23 protein-coding genes are annotated in these 21,722 nt (G+C 34.5%); 17 read left to right on the top strand and 6 right to left on the bottom strand.

Annotated elements, in window-relative coordinates; translation table 11 throughout:
- Positions 1–10: 10 nt before the first annotated feature.
- The 4 genes from gldF to R2Q59_RS01625 all read right to left on the bottom strand — a co-directional run bounded on the left by gldF (position 11) and on the right by R2Q59_RS01625 (position 2,930).
- Positions 11–739 (bottom strand): gliding motility-associated ABC transporter permease subunit GldF, encoded by a 729-nt coding sequence (gldF, locus tag R2Q59_RS01640; RefSeq protein ID WP_316765282.1) that lies wholly within the window; start codon positions 737–739, stop codon positions 11–13.
- A 95-nt stretch (positions 740–834) separates the two neighbouring features.
- On the bottom strand, positions 835–1,473 hold the full coding sequence (locus tag R2Q59_RS01635) for a porin family protein (RefSeq protein WP_316783124.1): 639 nt from the start codon (positions 1,471–1,473) through the stop codon (positions 835–837).
- Between the two features lie 103 nt (positions 1,474–1,576).
- Positions 1,577–2,098, bottom strand: a complete 522-nt coding sequence (locus R2Q59_RS01630; protein ID WP_316783122.1) for a hypothetical protein — start codon at positions 2,096–2,098, stop codon at positions 1,577–1,579.
- Between the two features lie 124 nt (positions 2,099–2,222).
- A complete protein-coding gene (locus tag R2Q59_RS01625) occupies positions 2,223–2,930 on the bottom strand; it encodes an ATP-binding cassette domain-containing protein (protein WP_316783119.1) in 708 nt (235 codons plus the stop codon).
- A 379-nt stretch (positions 2,931–3,309) separates the two neighbouring features.
- Here R2Q59_RS01625 and R2Q59_RS01620 point away from each other — a divergent pair, with 379 nt between their 5' ends.
- The 5 genes from R2Q59_RS01620 to R2Q59_RS01600 all read left to right on the top strand — a co-directional run bounded on the left by R2Q59_RS01620 (position 3,310) and on the right by R2Q59_RS01600 (position 9,260).
- Complete coding sequence (locus R2Q59_RS01620) at positions 3,310–4,788, top strand: glycine--tRNA ligase (protein WP_316765277.1); 1,479 nt, start codon at positions 3,310–3,312, stop codon at positions 4,786–4,788.
- 16 nt (positions 4,789–4,804) lie between these two features.
- Positions 4,805–5,674, top strand: coding sequence for a hypothetical protein (locus tag R2Q59_RS01615; RefSeq protein ID WP_316765276.1), 870 nt, complete (start codon positions 4,805–4,807; stop codon positions 5,672–5,674).
- A 199-nt stretch (positions 5,675–5,873) separates the two neighbouring features.
- Positions 5,874–7,706 (top strand): alpha-L-fucosidase, encoded by a 1,833-nt coding sequence (locus tag R2Q59_RS01610; protein WP_316783117.1) that lies wholly within the window; start codon positions 5,874–5,876, stop codon positions 7,704–7,706.
- 67 nt (positions 7,707–7,773) lie between these two features.
- On the top strand, positions 7,774–8,637 hold the full coding sequence (locus R2Q59_RS01605; protein WP_316783114.1) for a tetratricopeptide repeat protein: 864 nt from the start codon (positions 7,774–7,776) through the stop codon (positions 8,635–8,637).
- Positions 8,634–9,260 (top strand): hypothetical protein, encoded by a 627-nt coding sequence (locus tag R2Q59_RS01600; RefSeq protein ID WP_316783111.1) that lies wholly within the window; start codon positions 8,634–8,636, stop codon positions 9,258–9,260. Before R2Q59_RS01605 ends, R2Q59_RS01600 begins: the two co-directional genes overlap by 4 nt.
- 2 nt (positions 9,261–9,262) lie before the next feature.
- On the opposite strand, the gene R2Q59_RS01595 is transcribed toward R2Q59_RS01600, so the two are convergent.
- Together R2Q59_RS01595 and R2Q59_RS01590 are read right to left on the bottom strand one after the other, a co-directional pair.
- Entirely contained in the window at positions 9,263–9,604 is a 342-nt protein-coding gene (locus R2Q59_RS01595) for an arsenate reductase family protein (RefSeq protein ID WP_316783108.1), read from the bottom strand.
- Between the two features lie 3 nt (positions 9,605–9,607).
- Positions 9,608–10,807: a C40 family peptidase gene (locus R2Q59_RS01590; RefSeq protein WP_316783105.1), complete on the bottom strand. Its 1,200-nt coding sequence runs from the start codon at positions 10,805–10,807 to the stop codon at positions 9,608–9,610.
- 343 nt (positions 10,808–11,150) lie between these two features.
- Here R2Q59_RS01590 and R2Q59_RS01585 point away from each other — a divergent pair, with 343 nt between their 5' ends.
- The 12 genes from R2Q59_RS01585 (at position 11,151) to R2Q59_RS01530 (ending at position 21,706) form a co-directional block, all read left to right on the top strand.
- Positions 11,151–13,082: an LTA synthase family protein gene (locus R2Q59_RS01585; RefSeq protein ID WP_316783101.1), complete on the top strand. Its 1,932-nt coding sequence runs from the start codon at positions 11,151–11,153 to the stop codon at positions 13,080–13,082.
- 105 nt (positions 13,083–13,187) lie between these two features.
- Entirely contained in the window at positions 13,188–13,673 is a 486-nt protein-coding gene (locus tag R2Q59_RS01580; RefSeq protein ID WP_316783098.1) for a GtrA family protein, read from the top strand.
- A gap of 547 nt (positions 13,674–14,220) precedes the next feature.
- Entirely contained in the window at positions 14,221–14,853 is a 633-nt protein-coding gene (locus R2Q59_RS01575) for a class I SAM-dependent methyltransferase (RefSeq protein WP_316783095.1), read from the top strand.
- Positions 14,854–14,907: 54 nt separating this feature from the next.
- A complete protein-coding gene (locus R2Q59_RS01570; protein ID WP_316765267.1) occupies positions 14,908–15,381 on the top strand; it encodes a group II truncated hemoglobin in 474 nt (157 codons plus the stop codon).
- A gap of 75 nt (positions 15,382–15,456) precedes the next feature.
- On the top strand, positions 15,457–15,894 hold the full coding sequence (locus R2Q59_RS01565) for a DUF1801 domain-containing protein (protein ID WP_316765266.1): 438 nt from the start codon (positions 15,457–15,459) through the stop codon (positions 15,892–15,894).
- A 55-nt stretch (positions 15,895–15,949) separates the two neighbouring features.
- Entirely contained in the window at positions 15,950–16,489 is a 540-nt protein-coding gene (locus tag R2Q59_RS01560; RefSeq protein WP_316783093.1) for a hypothetical protein, read from the top strand.
- 27 nt (positions 16,490–16,516) lie between these two features.
- Positions 16,517–16,990, top strand: a complete 474-nt coding sequence (locus tag R2Q59_RS01555; RefSeq protein ID WP_316783090.1) for a VOC family protein — start codon at positions 16,517–16,519, stop codon at positions 16,988–16,990.
- Positions 16,991–16,992: 2 nt separating this feature from the next.
- Positions 16,993–17,352 (top strand): DUF4180 domain-containing protein, encoded by a 360-nt coding sequence (locus R2Q59_RS01550; protein ID WP_316783086.1) that lies wholly within the window; start codon positions 16,993–16,995, stop codon positions 17,350–17,352.
- 19 nt (positions 17,353–17,371) lie between these two features.
- Positions 17,372–18,076, top strand: coding sequence for a hypothetical protein (locus R2Q59_RS01545; RefSeq protein ID WP_316783084.1), 705 nt, complete (start codon positions 17,372–17,374; stop codon positions 18,074–18,076).
- A gap of 96 nt (positions 18,077–18,172) precedes the next feature.
- Complete coding sequence (locus R2Q59_RS01540) at positions 18,173–18,628, top strand: hypothetical protein (protein WP_316783081.1); 456 nt, start codon at positions 18,173–18,175, stop codon at positions 18,626–18,628.
- Positions 18,629–19,111: 483 nt separating this feature from the next.
- Positions 19,112–20,896: an aromatic amino acid hydroxylase gene (locus R2Q59_RS01535; protein WP_316783079.1), complete on the top strand. Its 1,785-nt coding sequence runs from the start codon at positions 19,112–19,114 to the stop codon at positions 20,894–20,896.
- 108 nt (positions 20,897–21,004) lie between these two features.
- A complete protein-coding gene (locus R2Q59_RS01530) occupies positions 21,005–21,706 on the top strand; it encodes an SDR family oxidoreductase (RefSeq protein ID WP_316783076.1) in 702 nt (233 codons plus the stop codon).
- The last annotated feature ends 16 nt before the right edge of the window (positions 21,707–21,722 follow it).

Below are 21,722 nucleotides of genomic sequence, written 5' to 3'. Positions count from 1 at the left end.
TCAGCTTTATTTACCATTTCCTACCTCCTATCACGAGCTTAGTTAATCCAAAAAACACAGAAACAAAAGTGATAAAATAGATTAAATCCCTAGTATCTAAAACACCTCTACTAATAGATTGATAGTGTTCATTAATCCCTAAATTAACTAGAATAGTTTCTAACGAACTTAACTCAAACACCTTGCTTAAAGAAGCAAATCCGCTATAAGCAAAAAAGCACAAAAAAACGGCTACGGCAAAAGCAATAACTTGATTTTTGGTAATTGACGAAGCAAAAATTCCAATTGAGATAAAAGCATTTCCTAACAGAAATAAGCCTAAATAAGAACCAATAACAGCTCCAGCATCTACATTTCCCTTCGGTAGTCCTAATTGATAGATGCTGTAATAATAAATTAATGTTGGTATTAAGGCAAAAAGCAATAGCACTACACACGCAAAGTATTTAGCTAAAATTATTTGTAAATCGCTTAATGGCCTAGTAGCTAAAAGCACATAAGTTCCTTCCCTTCTTTCTTCTGCAAAAGAGCGCATGGTAATTGCCGGAATTAGGAATATGAACAAAAATGGAACAAGATTAAAGAAACCGTTCATTTCTGCATAACCATAATCTAAAATAGAGGTGTCTGGAAAAAACCAAAGTAATAATGCGCAAGCCAACAAAAAAACACCAATGGTGATATAAGCCATTAGTGAATTTAAAAAGCTAAATAATTCTCGTTTAAATACTGCGTACATGCAAGACGGTTAATGATGCCGAAGTTATGCAATATCTCCTAAAACAAAAAAGTCTCAACAATTATGTTGAGACTTTTAATTAAAAGGTTTTATAGTTAAAAAGTAAAGCCTAAACCTACAGTAAAAACTTTATTTTTGAATTTAACATCAACTTCTTCTTGATCATCAATAACACTGCTAATTCCTAAACCGTAACCAGCGTGTACATTTAAACCTTTGTAAAATTGGAAGCCACCTAAAAAATTAACGCCAAAATCTCCACGTTTAAATCCATCCTCATCAAAATCTACATCTTCTTTAACGCCTCCAGATTTTCCGTAAGCATCAACTGCAAAAGCATAATAAGGACCTCCTCCAAAGAAAACCTTACCAGCACCTACTTTAAAATTTGCTAATAAATTAACTGGGATTTCAACATAAGAGAAATTCAAGGTCGCAGAAGTTGAACCTGTTGATATATCTCCAAAATCGAAATCATCTCCACTAAACTTGGTTCCTTTGCTTATAAAGGTTAAACCTGGCTGAACCGAAAGTGTATTAGAAATAGAAAAATCTGCTGTACCGCCTACATAAAATGATGTTCTTGAATCGAATGCTACAGAGATGCCACCTGCAGAGATAGACATGTTAGGCAATGCTAAACCTGCCTTTACTCCAAATTTTACTGGTGATTGTGCTAAAGCTGCAGCACCTAGGCCTACAACTAATGTTAATGATAATAATAATTTCTTCATGTTTTTTTGTTTGATTACCTTATTACAAAACTATCAATTTAGTTTAAATAAAAAAGTCTCGACAAATTAAATTATCGAGACTTTTTTGGTTGTTGATTTATTTCTACAATCCGAATGCATAAGCAGCACGTAAGCCAATAAAGCCAGAAGAAGCTTTTGACCAGTTCTCATAACGTACACCAAAATCTAAGCTAGATTTGTCAGCAACTGAAAAAGATGCGCCTAGTGTTGGAGCATATGCAAATGAAGTACCAATACCATCAACTGTACTTATTGCAGCACCTACTTCACCAGCTGCATAAAAGTTGCCACCAAAATAATATTTAGCACCAGCTTTTAATGGAATAAATCCGTAGCTAGTTTTGGCTCCCAATGCTTTCAAAACATCTTTTGCATCGCCAGTAATCATATCAGCAATGTATCCAGCTGATAGTGTGAAATTTAATGATTTTGCGATTGGTTGTTCAAACTGTAAAGAACCACCAACTAGTAATTCGTTAGATCCTTCAGTTGGAATACCAAACTCTGCACCGATACTTAATTTTTTAACTGCACCTTCTGTTTGTGCGTTAGCTGCAAGGCCTAAACCTGCAACAAGAGCTAATGATAATAATAATTTTTTCATCGTGTTTTTTTGTAATTTATATTTGTTAATTAATTTCAATAAGACGCAACAACTAAGCCAATAGTTACCATCGTTAGTCATGAATTTGACAACTTTTAAGAATAAAAATACAATTATTTGTTTATCAATTAGTTAATTTTCTAAAAATTTCTTCTAACGAAATTTCTTTATGCTGATGTTTAAGTCCTGATATAGTGTCATTTGCTACAATCTTTCCTTTATTAATGATTATTACTTCATCGCAGATTGCTTCTACCTCTTGCATGATGTGGGTAGAAATAATGACAGTTTTGTCTTTACCTAAATTCTTTATTAAAGCCCTTATGTCAGTTAATTGATTGGGATCTAATCCAGAAGTTGGCTCATCTAAAATTAAAACTTTTGGATCATGTATTATTGCCTGTGCTAAACCAACACGTTGTTTGTAACCTTTTGAGAGCATTCCGATTTTTTTATGCTGTTCTGGCGTTAAGCCAACTTGTTTAATCACATCTTCTACTCGATGCGACAAATTGTCGATACCATAAGTTTCTCCGACAAAACTTAAAAACTCACGAATGTACATGTCATTATAAAGTGGCGTGTTTTCTGGCAAATAGCCTATAGATCTTTTAACTTCAATTTCATCCGTTAAAATACTTTTGCCACATATTTCGGCATCACCGGATGTTGGCAACATATAAGCTGTAAGCATTTTCATGGTAGTAGACTTACCTGCTCCGTTTGGACCTAAAAACCCTAATATTTTACCTGGCTTAGCTTCAAAACTAATAGAATCAACTGCTTTTTGTAGACCGAAATGTTTGGAAAGGTTTTTTACTTTAATGCTCATTGTGTTCAAAAATAGGAAAAAGATGGAAGATGTAAGAGGTAAAATGGAAGATGGGGTTTGGATTGCTAAATTGCTGGATTGTTAAATTGTTGGCTAAGTACTTAGACCTAGCTAGTAGCAGAGGTTTCTGTTCTCTAAACCCCTGCCTGTCCGGCAGGCAGGCGACTTAGCGGAAATCCTTTTGTCATCCTGAGCGAAATCGAAGGACAAAAGATTGAAGCGAGGGCGGGACTGATTTCGGTTTCTTTCACTGGTTTTGCTTTTCAACTAAAAATCACCATATAAGGCATTTAAGAAAATATAAGCTGTTTTGCATAAGAATTAAGCTTTAGTCTTTTAGCTTTAGTCTTTCATCTTTAAATATTATCTTTGCGCCACTATGGCTAAAACAAACGACGAACAATTTAAAAATGTAATATCACACGCTAAGGAATATGGTTTTGTATTTCAAAGCAGCGAAATATATGACGGTTTAAGTGCCGTTTACGATTACGGACAACTAGGTGCCGAACTAAAAAACAACATTAAAACTTACTGGTGGAAAGCAATGGTGCAGATGCACGAAAACATTGTGGGAATTGATTCTGCAATTTTCATGCACCCGAAAGTATGGAAAGCGAGTGGTCACGTTGATGGTTTTAACGACCCAATGATTGACAATAAAGATTCTAAAAAACGTTACCGTGCTGATCAGTTGTTAGAAGACAAAATTGCTCGTTACGAGAAAGATGGCAAAACTGAAAAAGCTGCAAAATTGCAAGCTGACATGGATGCTGCGCTAACAGCCGAAGATTTGCCTCGTTTAAAGGTTTTAATTGAAGAACACGAAATTGCTTGTCCGGTTAGTGGGACAAAAAATTGGACTGATGTTCGTCAGTTTAACTTGATGTTTAGCACACAATTTGGTGCAATGGCAGAAGGAAGTGATGAAGTTTATCTTCGTCCGGAGACTGCGCAAGGCATTTTTGTTAACTTTTTAAATGTGCAAAAATCTGGAAGAATGAAAATTCCTTTCGGGATTGCACAAATTGGTAAGGCTTTTAGAAACGAAGTAATAGCTCGTCAGTTTATCATGCGTATGCGTGAGTTTGAGCAAATGGAAATGCAATTTTTCGTTCGCCCAGGTGAAGACAAAAAATGGTTTGCTTATTGGAAAGAAGCTCGTTTAAAATGGCACCAAGCTTTGGGTACTGCCCCAGAAAAATATCGTTTTCATGACCATGTTAAATTAGCGCATTACGCTAATGCAGCAACTGATATTGAATTCGAATTCCCATTCGGCTTTAAAGAAGTTGAAGGTATACACAGTAGAACTGATTTCGATTTAACGCAACATCAAGAGTTTTCTGGCAAGAAAATGCAATATTTTGATAATGACTTAAATGAAGAAGGTAAACCTTACGGTAATTACGTTCCTTATGTTATCGAAACATCAATCGGTTTAGATAGAATGTTCTTGTTAACGATGATTAATGCATTTGAAGAAGAAGATTTAAGTACACCAGAAAGACAAGACAGCAGAACGTTATTGCGTTTACATCCTGCCTTAGCACCAATAAAAGTGGCAATTTTCCCATTAACAAAAAAAGATGGCTTACCAGAAAAAGCTCGTGAAATAATGGATCATTTGAAATTTGATTTCAACTGTGTTTATGAAGAGAAAGATGCCATTGGTAAACGTTATCGCCGTATGGATGCAATTGGAACACCTTTCTGTGTAACAGTTGATCACCAAACTTTAGAAGACAATACGGTTACTATTCGTCATCGCGATACAATGGAGCAACAACGAATTGAGATTAAAGAATTACATACAATTATTGAAGGCAAAGTGAGCTGGAGAAATTTATTAGCTTAGTACAAATTTACACCCCATGAAAAACATTAAATCGCTTTTATTGCTTTTAATATTGATGACTGTTGGCTTAAATGCTTGCCAAAAAGACATTGTATTTGTTGAAGGCTCTGGTCCTGGTGGAACTAAGCCCACCTCGAACACTACTAAAATGAGTGCAAAAGTTGACGGGGTTTTGGTAGTGTGTGATTTGGTGAATGCGCAAAAATGGACTGGACAAAAAACACTACAAATTACCGGTTTTAAAAATTCTCAGGCATTTGGTTTTATATGGGAAGATATAAAAGGTGTAGGCACTTACAATGCTGCTGATATGTCATCGAGTGCTGCTTATAATGATGAATCGGATAACAGCTATTTTGCCGAATCGGGAACTATTAAAATAACAACATATAACAGTAAAGTCATCATTGGCACTTTTGCTTTCAAGGCGGTTAATATTGATGGCGCAGTTAAAAATATTACTGAAGGACAATTTGTTATTAACCTAGAGACTGATTTGGTTTTGGATCAGGATAATGACGATTCGACCATAAGTGTTAAAATGGATGGCGTTAATACAACATTTTTAGAGTGTCAGATTGTTAGTGGTGGCTTAGCAACAATTAACATTATTGGTATAACAGGAAACAAAACATTTACCTTAGGAATATCTGACTTTAAAGGGCCAGGAACTTATGATGTTACAGCTCCTCTAACCGCGGGTGCTCATATATATTACAACCCAGATGCTAATACTCCTTATGATTCAATAAGTGGAAAAATTATTGTTACTGATATCACGGCTGACGGTATAATTGGTACTTTTGAAGGCGTTGTAAAGCTCCAAAATTCTAACACAACTACCTTAATAAGATTAACAGAGGGTAAGTTTGACGTAAAATATTAAGCTAATTGAAGTTTTGAAAGTTTTTAGTACAGTATTTTAACATAAAATTTTTAAGCCATCTATTAAAAATAGATGGCTTTTTTTACATCTCATATTTTTATTTTCTATTATCAAGTTTTAGAGCATTAGGTATATCTAATTCATTATGATCTAAAAATTATTCGCAAAGGCCTATATTTGAGAATCACAACTCCTATTTATGCATAAAAAATTAACTATCCTATTGCTCATTTTGTGTAGCTCTTTTAATATAATTGCACAAACCAACTCACCAGTAAAAAAGATGGAATGGTTTGCAGATGCAAAACTTGGCATTTTTATACATTGGGGAGTTTATTCGGTAAACGGAATTTCTGAATCATGGTCGTTTTACAATAACTACCTTAACCATGATGCCTATATGAAACAATTGAAAGGTTTTAATGCCTCAAAATATAACCCCGACCAGTGGGTACAATTGATTAAAGAAAGTGGAGCCAAATATGCAGTTATCACAACAAAACACCATGATGGTATTTCATTATGGGATTCGAAAGCACCAAATGCTACTACCACATTAAATAGTAGCGCCGCTAAACGAGATTTAGTTGCACCTTTTGTTAGCTCCTTAAAAAAATATGGATTAAAAACTGGCTTGTATTATTCGTTACCAGATTGGAGTTACCGTGATTATGATGGTTTTACAAGAGATAAAAAGCGTTATAAATTAAATGAAGAACCAAAGCGTTGGGCTATTTTCCAGAATTATTTCCAAACCCAATTAGCTGAATTATCAACCAAATTTAAACCAGATTTAATGTGGTTTGATGGGGATTGGGAGCATTCATCTGCCGAGTGGCAAAGTGATAAAGTACGCCAACTACTACAAAGCCATAATCCAAATGTAATTATCAATGCCAGATTAGATGCACATGGAGATTATGAAACACCTGAGCAAGGCGTACCAATTGTAAAGCCTGCCAGTCCTTATTGGGAATTGTGTTATACAATGAATGATTCCTGGGGTTACCAACCTTACGACAAAAAATATAAATCGGCCAACATGATTATTAGAACTTTGGTAGATTGTATAAGTATGGGCGGTAATTTATTGTTAGATATTGGTCCAAAAGCCGATGGCACAATTCCGATTGAACAACAAAATATCCTAAAAGGTTTAGGTAGGTGGACAAACAAACATGCAGAAGCTATTTACAACACAAAAGCAGGTTTACCAAATGGCTTTTTTAATGGGAAAACAACTTTGTCTAAAGATGAAAAAATACTTTACCTCTATTTAGATTATAAGGACAATAATGGCATTTTATTGAAAAATATTGAAACACCAATTGAGCAGGTTTCAGTAATGGGTTATACTGGCAAAATAAGTTATATCGCAGTAAATAATACTAGTTATTTAATCCAAATTCCTGAGCTGGCTTATGATAAGGATGTTACGGTAATTCGTATTAAACTTAAAAGCCCAGTAAAACTCGCAAATCTAGATGTACCTGTTCTTAGTTTTAGTGACGCACTTACCAAAACTAATGAACCCGCTAATTTTAAGATTAAAAAAATAGCTTCAGCTGTTAACTATGGCTTAAACCCTTTTAAAGATAGCAATTTAGAAAGCGATGGCTTAAACTTTAAACCAAACGTTAACCCAATTGACCAACAAGTTAAAAACTGGGTAGTTAAAAATGCGGAAGCCTTATATCAAACAGAAAAAGGTATCCCCGAAGGTCATTTTGATGGAAGAACAGCGCTATCTAAAGATTTGCAAACTTTATATCTTTTTGTAGAAGGTAAACCAAATGGCCAAATTGCCATTAAAGGATTAAAAAATCAAATCAATAGAATTAGGATTATTGGAGAAGGTACAATGCTAGAACACGCAGTTTATAACAAATTGTATTGGAGTAAAGTACCTGGAATTATTTACATAGACATTCCAAAGGATAGATTAGATAAAGATGTAACTGTTATTGCTGTTTTACTAGATGGACCCATTGAACTATATAGAGAAAAAGTTTCGGCTATAGAAAGCAATTAGATCATGGAAAAATTACATGTTTTTCATCAGTATTAAAAACAACAATTTCTCCACCTAAATTAACATCATGAAAAAGGTTCTACTTACACTCTTATCTATAATTTTATTAAATACTTCTTATGCCCAAAATGCAAAATCATATTACGATGATGGAATGAAACAGGCGTATGCCGGAAAGTTAGAAGAAGCGATTATATTGTTGAATAAATCTTTAGACCTAGACAAGTCGGATTTTGTGGTATGGTATAATAGAGGTATCATGAAATCATTCCTTTATAACTACGAAGGCGCAATTAAGGATTACGAAGAATCCTTAATACTTAATTCGAATAACAAACAAGCTTATTTAAGCAGAGGAACCGCTAAGAAAAATTTAACCGATTATTTAGGCGCTATAGCAGATTATGATTTAGCCTTAAAGATAGACTCTAATTATGCCGAGGCTTATTACAATAGAGGATTAGTTAATGAAATGCTTGATAAGACAGATTTAGCATCGGCCGATTACAGAAAAGCTTTAATAAAAGGCGCTAAAGATGCACAACGTAAAGTTGATGACATTGGCAAACCTAAGCCTAGCAATTATTTTTCTATTCTTACCTTAAACAAAACTGCCGAAGACAAAAAATATGGGTACTCTGAAAAAGATCCAATTAAGGTTGGAAATGGGCCTAGTGGCGGTCCAGGTAACCAAAGAGCCTATTTAAATCTATTGAGAGATGCGCAAGGCAAACCTGTAACCTATAATAGAGTAGGAAGTTGTTGTGCTTATAAATCTAAGTACGGACTTATGGGCACGGCTTTATTAGATAAATATGAAATCACCTTTAGAAATGACAAAAATGTTGAAGAAAAGGTAATCGTATTTATTTCGATGTATGATTATGAAGACCTGAAAATTATCAATGGGTTTAAGACTATTGCAAAGTGAGAAAGCATTTACTAATTATAGTTTTATTCTTTTCTCTAGGTTTTGTTAAGGCTCAAATCCCTATAATTAAATCAAATGTTGCTGATGAATTTAAAAACAGCTCATTGGTTTATAAAACTTTCCATAACAAATATGATTTATTGATTGCCTTTAGGACTTTTAGTGGGTGGAGGATTGGGAACACGAATTATATCGAAATATTAGCTTACAAAAACAATTCTTGGAAGAAGATATTACTAACTTATCCTGATAATAATCCTTCAAAACAAACAATAAAAAAATCTTCTTTGAATAAAATAAAGGCAAAGAAATTAATGGGAGAATTAGAAAGCCAAAACTTTTGGACTTTGAGTAATGATTCAATTAATATGCAATATTTAAAGCCACAAACTGTTGTAGCGAATTATGCTAAAAATGATACTGTTTTTATTGTTGCAAATTTTCCACATAACAGAATCTCTGTTTTAGATGGTTCATCCTATTATTTTGAAATTTTACAGGGTAATAATTTGAGAAGTTATCATACTGCTGACCCAGAAGAAATTGCTAAACATTTCCCAGAAGTTAAATCAAGAATTAAATTTATAAAATCAAAAGCCGCGTTTGAGAATGCTCTAAAATAAATCTACATAATCTCATCAAGCGCATTTTCAGATCTACCAATTACCGCCCTATCACCTTTCACTAAAATTGGCCTTTGAATAAGGATAGGGTTTTCGTGCATCGCGTTTATCCATTCCTCATCCGTTAAGTCTTTGCCCTTGTACTTTTCTAGGTAAACCTTTTCAGTCGTTCTCACAATGTCTTTTGGTTTGCAATTAAGCTTTGCAATAATGGCTCTTAGTTCCTCAACATTTAGTACATTTTCTAAATAATTAACCACTTCAAAAGGCTCATCATTTTTTGTTACAGCAGCTAAGGCAATGCGACTTTTAGTGCAACTGTTATTATGGTAAATTGTAATCATATTTTAATTCTTTCCGTACCAATCGTGTTGTTCAACCCTGGTAATTTCTGGTTTTCCTATTTCGGTTAAAATCCTTCTAGCGCCTACTAAAGTTCCACTTTGTACGCCATCGTAATTCGGTGCAGTAGGCACAATGCTATTAATCTTTACCATACCAGCACTCTGAATAAATTCTCCATTACCCATATAAATTGCGGTATGCGAAACACGACCGCCATTTATCCCTCTACGTTTAGCGGCAGAGAAAAAAAGCAAATCGCCAGGCTGTAAGTTTTTTAAACATTTAGCAATGCTGATGCTGTCATTTTCCAATACGTCAACAAAATCACCTACCAACGCTTGTTGAGAAGCATCACGAGGAATCACAATCCCATTTAAAAAGTAAGCTGTTTTTGTAAAACCACTACAATCAACTCCTTTTATAGAAGTGCCACCCCATAAATATGGAACGCCTAATAATGTTTGCGCCGTAGCTAAAATTGCCGTTGCATTTGGATTTGGCCTTTTAATCCATTGTTTGTAAAGCTTGGCGTTAGTTTTTGGCAAATAAGCCACTCTCCCATCAGGATAAGCAACTTTATAAAAATCCTTTTCCGTTCCTAGTAATTGCAAAATATTGCCACTTACCAAATCAGAAACTCTCTGAGAATTAACATCAGCTTTGCTAAACCCGTGACCATAATCTGCTGTAAAAACTACTTTATCTGCTTTTTGCCAAGTCTCATATTGCTGTTTATCCATTAGTTTAATTGCCCCACCATCTGTCCATGACAAATAACCATCTGGGGTTTTCACTAAATAAAATCCGCCTTGTTTTTTCATCACCCTAATCGGCGTACCCAATAACATCTGTGTCATCAACTCTGCTGCATTTTGCGGATTTGCCCTATTGTTGCAAACCGAAAGGTTAGCTACACCATATTCCAAGCCATTTAACGATTTTGCAGGCAACAAAGTTGAGGTAAATTTAATGCTCGCCATAGTCGGCTTAACCTTTTCAAATTCGTTCAAAGCTTCTTGAGAAGTGCTTTCCAAATCCACAGAATCTCCTTTTATTTTCAGGTTGAAAAAGATAGCACGTTTATCTGGCGCAAATTTCTTCTGTATGGTTGCAGCCTGATATCTATATGCCGAAGTATCAGATTGTGCTTTTACAACAAAAGTACAAACCGTTAAAATAAGAGTTAAATAAAAATTTCTCATCGCAGAACTAAGTTACAAGAAATAGAAACAACCAGTCATTTTCCAACTTACATTTTACACTACCATATTTCTAGCGTATAAATATTTTAGTTGAAAGGCAATTGCAGTGCAAGGGAAAAAATTCAGTCCCGCCCTCGCTACAAACCCCGATGAAGAATCGGAGGGATTTCTGATAAGTAGGGTTTAGTTAACAGGAACAGGTGCTTCTATCTAGGTCTAGGCGTTTTACATAACAATTTAACAATCTTGCAATCAAACAATTCATCTTCCACCTTACCTCTTACATTTTACATTTTATTGTGTTCCATCTTTTTCCGTAAATTGCCAACTTTTTACACCATCAATGAACCAACCAACCAAAAGAGAACAATCAATTTATACAGTATTAGCTTATCGCTTTTTTCTTTTATTGGTGTTGTACTTATTATGTCGACTTGGTTTTTATTTCACTAACCTTTCTCTTTTTAAACACATTGCCTTTGCCGATTTACTATACATCCTTTTAGGTGGCATAAAATTCGACATAGTAGCTTTATTGTATATCAACTCATTATACATCGTTTTACAAGCCATTCCTTTTCCATTCAGGTATAGAACAGGTTATCAGCAATTTTGCAAATGGCTGTTCATCATCACCAACAGCATAGGTTTTTTTGCCAATTTTATCGATTTCGCTTACTACAAATACACGCTCAAAAGAACAACAGCAAGTGTTTTTTCTCAATTTAGTAATGAAAAAAACAAACTTAAGCTAACGTTCGATTTCCTATTAGATTATTGGTATTTAGTTATTCTATTTGCAATTTTCATATATGCCTTTATTAAACTTTACAAACTCATAAAGCTAAAAAAAGTACCCAAATTTACTTGGCAAATTTATCTGACACATACCTTAATTCTGGTTTTAATAGCTGGTTTAGCAGTTATTGGTATGCGTGGCGGTTGGCGCCATAGCACCCGACCAATTACTATGAGCAATGCTGGCGATTTCGTGAAATCTCCTGGAGACATGAGCTTAGTTTTAAATACGCCTTTTACCATCATGAAAACCTTAAAGGCATCAAATTTAAAACCAGTTAATTATTACGATGAACAAACCTTAAATAACCTTTACAACCCAATCCATCAACCAGAAAATAAAGGAGAATTTAAAAAACTGAACGTTGTATTTTTAATCATAGAGAGTTTAGGCAAGGAACACGTTGGCGCACTAAACAAAGATGTATTAAACGGAACATACAAAGGTTACACACCGTTTATAGATAGCTTAGTGGCTAACAGTTTTACTTCTTCCTACACTTATGCCAACGGGCGAAAATCGATTGATGCCTTGCCTTCTATCATTTCAGGCATTCCATCCATTCGCGAACCTTTTGTGCTATCTAAATATTCGGGCAATAGAACAACCAGTATTGCCAAATTATTAGGGGATGAAGGTTATGAAACTGCATTTTTTCACGGTGCACCAAATGGCTCAATGGGTTTTTCGGCTTATACAAATTTGGCTGGAATTAAAAACTATTTCGGAAAAAACGAGTACAATAACGATGCAGATTTCGATGGCATTTGGGGTATTTGGGACGAGCCTTTTATGCAATACATGGCAAAAACCATCAATACATTTAAGCAGCCTTTTTTCTCTGCTTTCTTCTCGGTTTCTTCGCACCATCCATTTAAAGTGCCCGAAAAATATATTGGCAAGTTTCCAAAAGGTCCGTTGCCCGTACAAGAACCAATGGGTTATACTGATATGGCGATAAGGAAATTTTTCGCTACTGCTTCAAAAATGCCTTGGTATAAAAACACCTTGTTTGTATTAGTTGCCGACCATGCTACCGTTTCTTACTTGCCAGAATATCAAACATTAGCAGGTTCATTCTCCATCCCTATTTTATTTTACTATCCTGGTGGAGATCTAAAAGGCAAAACCGATAAGCTAATTGAGCAAACCGATATTATGCCAACAGTTTTAAACTACCTAAATTACAATAAACCATATTTTGCATTCGGTTTTGATGCCTTAAGCAATAAAAAAGACAATTTTGTAGTTAATAACAACGATGGTAGCTTTAGCTTTTTCAAAGGAGATTATTTATTAATTTACGACGGTTTAAAATCTACCGCACTATTTAATTTAAAAACCGACAGATTAAACAAAAACAACTTAGTTGATAAAGAACCAGCTATACAAACCGAGATGGAAAAATACCTGAAAGCATTTATCCAGCAATACAACAATAGAATGATTAAAGACCAGTTAACAGGTGGCAGATAATCGATTGTCATCCTGAGCTTGTCGAAGGACAATTAACCAATTTTCAACAATTAACCGATTAACCAAGCAAAACATTTCAACTTTACAACATTCTAACATCAAACAATGCGCATCGCCATATTAGCCATCATAGATTTTTTCCATCCTCCCTTTAAAAAATACATCTCGCTGCACAACTTCAGGTATTTAGCAACTGGGGGTAGCACTTTTGTATTGGGCTATGTAGTTTATTACCTTTCGTTCTATCATCTTTTTACAACGGAAGAAGTAGATGTTTTCTACTTCACCTTAAAACGAGGTACAGCAGCAATGGCAGTTGATTTTGCAGTTGCAATCCCATACAGTTTTGTGATGAACCGTTATGTTGTTTTTACTCATAGCGAAGTTAGAGGAAGAGTACAATTATTCAGGTTCATGAACCTCCAGTTCATCAATATTTTACTGAACATATCTTTATACAAATTCTTGGCCGATGTACTTTTAATTTACCCAACAGTAGCTAGGTTCGCTGTACAAATTTTACTTGCAGGCTTTAGTTATATCTACCAACACTACTTTACATTCAGCGTAAAAAAACTAGGAAAGAAATAATAGATTCTCTGTCATCCGATGAATATAGGCAACTGCTAAAGTTTCATCGGATGACTAATCGAAAAAATCTTTTTTTGAAAAGCAATTACAGTAAAAATATTGAGGGATAGTCCTGCTGTTCGCTCCAATTTTTTGTTGCTTTTATCAAAAGTTATACTGTGAATATAACCGAAAATGCAATATTCATCGGATGACTATTATGGCTACACAAAAAGATTTTCGCTACCATCAAGTTTAGATAACTAAGGTTTCTGCTACTATTTATGGTTTCCTTGCAAATGCAAAAATATTGAGTAGTCGGATAATTCGTTATTAAGTAACTAACTGCTAACACAATGCTATTCCATCTTTGCAATCTAAAATTCGTACCTAAGTATTTACAATCCTTACTTTATCATCAATAATCAGTTTTAGGACTAAATCCTACAAGTAGGCAATTACAACTAGGAACCTAACACCTTCCAAAAGATAACTAGCTCCTCCCAAAAGAAACTTTTATATTCGTTTATAAATGTTTAAAAAACGAATAACTTACACATTGTAAATTATGGACAACTATAAGGAAACATTTGAAACTTGGAATAAAGTTGCTTCACTATATCAAGAAAAGTTCATGGAACTCGACTTGTATAACGATACTTATGATTTAATTTGTAGTACTCTCCATCAATCCAATCCAAAAATTCTAGAAATAGGTTGTGGACCAGGAAACATTACAAAATATCTTTTATCAAAGCGCCCAGACTTCAACATATTAGGAATAGACATTGCACCAAATATGATAGCGCTTGCAAAGAAAAATAACCCAACAGCAAATTTCGAAGTTATGGACAGCAGGAAAATTAGCACGCTTAACACAATGTATGATGGAATAGTTTGCGGGTTCATTTTGCCTTACTTGTCTCCTATTGACAGTAAAAATATGATTGCCAATTGTTCAAAATTATTAAATGAAAAAGGATTAATCTATTTAAGTTTTGTTGAAGGAGATCCTAACAAATCTGGCTATCAAGTTGGCAGTAGTGGCGACAGAACCTATTTTTATTTTCACACAGTTGATGAAATAACGGAACAACTTTATGAAAATAGCTTTACAGAAATAAAGGTTTTAAAAGTCTTGTATAAAAAAACAGAAAACAATAATGATATTCATACAATAGTTCTAGCTACAAAAAATTAAAACGATTATTATACAAGCAAACAAAACTTAAAAAGGTGATTAGCATTGATTAAAATGAAAAAAATACCTACACTTTTCGAATGGGCAGGAGATATGGAAACCTTCGAAACCCTGTTTACTAAATTTTATAACAAAGTTTTAAAAGATGATTTATTAGGCGAAGTGTTTAAAAATATGTCACCCGACCATATCAAGCAAGTATCTCACTTTGTTGCAGAAGTTTTTGGTGGAGAAAAACTATATACGACTGAAGATAAAGGCAGCCATTCCATAATGATTGGAAAACACATCGGTAAAATGCTTACCGAAGAAAAACGACAGCGTTGGGTTCATCTTTTACTTCAAACTGCAGACGAGGTAGGTTTAAAAAGTGACCCAGAATTTCGCTCAGCTTTTGTTGGATACATTGAATGGGGAACAAGACTTGCCGTCATTAACTCTCAACTTACAGAAAATCCAATAACCGAAAGCGAACCAATGCCAAAATGGGGTTGGGGAGAAACTGGTGGGCCCTACAATCCAGATTAAAAATGATTTAAAATATTAAATAGATATTTTTAAATTACATCCATCACTTTGTATTGATACCAAAAACTAAATCATATGGCTACAAAAAATAAAACAGCAGAAACAGAAGTCAGCGTAACTGAATTTATAAACTCATTTGTAGACAAAGAAGAAAAGAAACAAGACAGCTTTCGTCTCATTGAATTGATGCAAGAATGGTCGGGTTTTGAACCCAAAATGTGGGGACCTACAATTATAGGTTTTGGAACTTATCATTATAAATATGCAAGTGGCCATGAAGGAGATGCACCGCTAATTGGCTTTTCTCCTCGCAAGGCTGAGTTTTCTCTTTATGTTTCGGCCCAAAGAAATGATGAAGAAAACATCCTTGATCATTTAGGTAAATATAAAATGGCAAAAGCCTGTATTTATTTCAAAAAATTGGACGACCTTAATCTTGATGTTTTAGAGAAGCTCTGTAAATCTACTATCAAATATATCAATGAAAATCAAGAATGTCCTTGTAGAAATTAATAATATTCATTGAACCTTTAAACAGGGAAACTTATATCAACATTTAAAATAGTACATGAAAAAATTAATCGCTCTTACTTTCCTTTTTTTAAGCACCCTCGCTGCTCAAAGCCAAACCTTAAAAAATACTTCGTACCAAAATCAATCTGGCGAAAAAGTCTTACGTTTTGAATGTACGCTTCCAATTAGCGTAGCAGAAGCTTGGAAACTTTTCACAACTGATGAAAAACTAAAAAAGTGGATAGCTCCCTTGGCTCATATTGAATTAAAATCAGGGGGTTACATTTTAACTAACTACGATAAATCAAAAAGCCTTTCAGATAGTAGTTCTATCAAGTTACCCATTACCAGTTTTATCGACAATGAGCTATTGGTATTAAAAGTTATATTGAATGGTAATTTTGTAAAAGCGGTAAGAGATAACGACAAGAATCTTCAAGAGGTTATCCAATTTATAAAGATTGGTGATAAACAGACCAAGATAGTTTCGTCTATGATAGGTTGGGGAACTGGACCCGATTGGGATAAAACCTATACCTTCTTTGTAAAAGGTAACGAGTGGACTTACAAAGAACTCATCAAAAATTATAAATAAAGATTCTTGAACTTAAGATAAGCTAGCATGAAAAAAACAATATTATTAACCTTGGCACTAGCTACAACTTTTTGTCTGGGTTTCGCTTTTAAAACAATCATAACAACCAACAATCCTAATAAAATGAAAAAAGTAACAGGTATTGGGGGCATTTTTTTCAAATGCAAGGACCCAAAAGCAATGACAGAGTGGTATCAAAAACACCTTGGTTTAGAAACAAACCCTTATGGAGCAACTTTTGAGTGGTACGAAGGTCCAGATAGCACCAAAAAGGCACAAACTCAGTGGACACCATTTAAGGAAACTACAAAATACTTTGAGCCATCAACTAGGGAATTCATGATTAATTATCGAGTTGAAAACCTAGAAGCATTGGTAGAAGAATTAAAAAAGGAAGGCGTAACCATTGTAGACAAAATTGAAACTTACGATTACGGAAAGTTTGTGCACATACTTGATGCAGAAGGCAACAAAGTTGAATTGTGGGAGCCGAAAGATTAAAAATGAATATTGAAACCCATACAATAAAAGATACGATAATTGCTGAAGTGACATCAGAAGATATCATTATAAATTCTGTAGAAGACGGATTAGACTTATTGGGAAATCTTTACTATCAGGGTTTTGATAAAATAGTTATTTACGAAAAAAACATTACGCCTAACTTTTTCGATTTAAAAACAGGTATTGCAGGAGAAATTCTTCAGAAATTCTCTAATTATCGTATGCCACTTGCCATTATTGGCGATTTTGAAAAGTATGAAAGCAAGAGCATTAAAGATTTTATTTTTGAAAGCAATAAGTCAAAGCATATTAACTTTGTTGGTACATTATCAGATGCTTTAAAAAGTCTTAGAACATAGACCAAAAACAAAATATTAAATGAATATTTTACAAAAAATGGCAAGGCAAATTATTGAAAGTTCATTTAACTTTTCTGTTTATGTAATTCAACGTTTTTACGTTATGGACACGTATGCGAATAAAATCGAAAACTTAAGACAATATCCAATAGGAACTTTAGGAAATGACATTGCCAAATGTTTAGATGATAATGAACTTACCCTAGTGCCAAATTTTGAAAGCCATGATTTAAAACACGTGTTGCTTGATTATAAAATGACACCAGTACACGAAATTAGGATGCAGGCATTTATGTTAGGTAATGGTAACTATACAATTCCTTGTTTTGCAATTTTAATATTTGGTGCAATATTACTTCCAGAAGAATGGAATACTTTTTATAAAGACTTTAAAAGAGGCAGACAATCCAAACCAATTTCATCTTGGACAATTGAAGATTTTGCCAATCTCGAAACACTAAATTTAAGAATACGGATATTTACAGTAAATCATAAAACAAAACCCATTTTTAATATGGAAAAACTAACAAAATATGCAGCAGTCATTTCTATTGTTGCTGGAATTTTTGGGATGATATTTTGCTTGCCATTTTTATTCTCCCAAAATCTTGCAGATTTAGTTGGAGCTGGCTTCCCATTTATTGGTGGAGCAATTTTAACCACGGGTGGTCTTTTAGCCTTATCTAATTTAGCCATTCGAAATACAAGGAAAGCAGAATTTTAATCTTAAAAACAAATCACTATGTGTCGCTATGGAATGTTAGCTTACAAACCTCACTACGCTTGTTTTAATTGTCGAAAGACTTTTAAAAGGAAATTAATGGCTGATATACAAAGAGGCGAAGGCACAAAAAATGAAGCCAAATGCCCCGAGTGTGGTGGTTTAACAGCAAGTATGGGATTAGATTTTGAATCACCAAAAAAGAATGATGTAAAAAAATGGGAGCACATTAAAAGCCTATATTCAGTTGGCATTACCTTTCATTCTTGCGGCTGTACAGGCCCTGGTTATATCCCTAACACTACAGAAAAACTAATAGCCCACTTCGAAGAATTAAAAACCGAATATTTCAAAAATATGGAGTTCTGGAGAAACAGAATTGAACCCACTACAAAAGCCGAATTAGATAGAGATGAAAGCAAAAATGGTCAACATCGTTGGCAAATCCCTAAAAGTTATAGGGCAGATAAAAAAGATGTCAAAAATGAAGAGGCTATTAAATATTGGCTGGAAAGAGTAAAAGAGGTTGAGGAGAAATTGGTAATAATTAAATAAATTTCTCATTCATTGTGGCGTCATTGCGAGAGCCTGCTCCGATACTTCGGAGGTCGATTTTTCATCGCCCGAAGCAATCTGCTTTGCGTGTCGGGTTTTTGACACCACTTAAACGAATTGGAGGGAGATTGCTTTCCCAAAAAATCGGAACAAGCCGTGCCTAGTAATGACGTAATGGTTACTGTTGACATAAATTCAATTGCGTAAGCTATCATGATTTTTTTTTTGCAATATGCAACCTACCCCAAGAACCACTACCCTTTCTTAAATAAACCCGACATAAGTGGCAATACTTTTACCATTCCTCTTTAGGGGATTAAGGGGTAAAAGATTGAAACGTTTGGAGGGACTGAACAAGCCAAAAGTTCTGGAACATTCATTTTCAAAATATGATACTCATCATTTTAGCGTAAAAGGCTGTGCTTTTTTTGGATTACTAGTTCGAACAAGCTATTTTAGCCATAATCAATACCAGGATATACCATGAGTGATTTTAATGATTTTAATAATCAGCAAGTAGCCAAACTCCCTAAGCATTTAAGGCAGTTTATTGTTGAGCAAAATTACGAGAAATACACACCGATAGACCAAGCGGTTTGGAGGTACGTAATGCGCCAAAATTATAGCTATTTAAAACACGTGGCCTATTATCCTTACATCAAAGGCTTAAACAGGGCTGGTTTGAGTATTGAGCACATTCCAGATTTGCAAACCATGAACGATAACCTCGGCAAAATTGGCTGGGGTGCGGTTACAGTTGATGGATTTATTCCTCCTGCTGCTTTTATGGAATACCAAGCTTGTAGGGTTTTGGTCATTGCAGCAGATATTCGCCAAATTAATCATATCGAATACACACCTTCGCCAGATATTATTCACGAAAGTGCTGGTCACGCACCAATTATTGCAGATACTGATTACAATAGTTACCTAAGCTATTTTGGTTCTATTGGCACAAAAGCGATGTTCTCTAGCAAGGATTATGAATTGTATGAAGCCATTCGCAAGCTGTCTATTTTAAAGGAAGCCGTTGGTGCCGATGAAGAAGAAATTGCTGCAGCTGAGAAAAAACTGCATTACATTGCCGATAACATGGGCGAATCTTCTGAGATGGCTTTATTAGGTCGTTTACACTGGTGGACAGTTGAGTATGGCTTGATTGGAACTTTAGAAAACCCGAAAATTTATGGTGCGGCACTACTTTCATCTATTGGAGAAAGTGCAACTTGCATGAACCCAGATATTAAAAAACTGTGGTACAACTTAGATACGATTAATTACCAATACGATATTACCCAACAACAACCTCAGCTTTTTGTAACGGAAACCTTCCAAAACTTAATAGATGTTTTAGAAGCATTTGCTGATACAATGGCATTTAGAAGAGGTGGTGCAGAAAGCATTTTGAAGGCAATTGAATGTAAAAATCCAAGTACTGCAGTTTATAGTTCGGGCTTGCAATTAACTGGTATTTTTACTGATTTGGGGATGAACAAGAGTGATGAATTAACTTTCATTAAAACTACTGGTCCGTCTGCATTGGCTTTTGATGGCAAGCAATTAACTGGACATGGAAAAGATTACCATAAGGATGGATTTTCATCGCCAGTTGGCAAATTAAAAGGAATTGAAAAACCTTTTGAAGAACATAATTTAATTGAGTTAGAGTTATTAGGTATTTTAGAAGGAAACAAAGCTGAAATTACCTTTGAAAGTGGCATTTTGGTTAAAGGTTTGGTAAAAGAAATAGTGATTAAAGATGGCAAATTAATTTTAATTGCTTTTGAAGACTGTACGGTTACTGAAGAAAATGGAAACATTTTATTTAAACCAGAATGGGGAACTTATGATATGGCCATAGGCGAAAAAATAGTGTCAGTATTTAATGGCGCTGCTGATAAAGATGCTTATGAGGAACTTGTTTTTGTAAGCAAAGAGCAAACTCACAAAGTTGAATATGATGAAGCAACGCAGAAATTGCACGAGTTATACCAAAAAGTGCGTTGTATAAGGGAGACCTTATCTGGATATGAAGAACTAAAATCTATTTTTGATACGCTAAAAACTTCGCACAGAACAGATTGGTTATGTGGTTTAGAAATTCTCGAAATTGTTTATCACAAAGAATTGGATACAGAGTTTGAAAAAGAACTACGAATATACCTAGAAATGAAAGCTGCCACAGAACCAGATTACACCAAATTGATTAATGATGGTCTGCATGTAATTGCAAATCCGGTAACACAGTTGATTAACGAGGAAGACTAGAAGATTGTTGGATTGCTGTATTGTTTAATTGTTATGCAAACAATCTAGCAATGGTTCAATTGAACAATATAATTTAACATTTTAAAAGCCCCTTTAGGGGTTTGGGGTATGAACATCATAATAACAGGCGCTAGTAGCGGAATAGGTTTTGAAACTGCATTAGAATTCTCTTTAGATAGTAAAAACAAGGTTTTGTGTATTGCTCGCAGTGCGGATAAACTGAAAAAACTTTTTGATATTGCTAAACAAATTAATCCAGATTGTACATTATTGCCAGTGGCATTTGATTTGGTAAATGATGATTATGCAGCATTATCACCATTTATTGAAGAGCGTTTGGGTTCGGTTGATATTTTAATTAACAATGCTGGAAGTTTAATTAACAAACCTTTTGCAGAAACCACCGCAGCAGATTTAGCTGAGATGTTAGAGCATAATGTAATGAGTCATTTTAAGATGACCCAAGCAACTGTCCCTTTTATGCAAAGCGGAGGTCATATTGTAAATATTGGTAGCATGGGAGGTTTTCAAGGTAGTGTAAAATTCCCTGGATTGGCTGCTTATTCTAGCAGTAAGGCTGCCCTACATACTTTAAGTGAATGTTTGGCTTTCGAGTTAGCAGAAACTGGAATTAAAGTAAACTGCCTTGCATTAGGTTCTGCCCAAACAGAAATGTTAGAAGCTGCTTTTCCAGGATACGAAAGTCCGGTAATGGCTTTTGAAATGGGAAAATATGTTGCTGATTTTGCACGTACTGGGCATAAGTTTTTCAACGGAAAGGTTTTACCCGTTGCTGTAACTACTCCATAAAGCTTTTTTGAATTTG

This window comes from Pedobacter frigiditerrae, assembly GCF_032678705.1.
Classification (GTDB): Bacteria; Bacteroidota; Bacteroidia; order Sphingobacteriales; family Sphingobacteriaceae; genus Pedobacter; species Pedobacter frigiditerrae_A.
The sequence above is the reverse complement of the archived record's forward strand: the minus strand, read 5'-3'. Positions and strand labels throughout refer to the sequence as shown.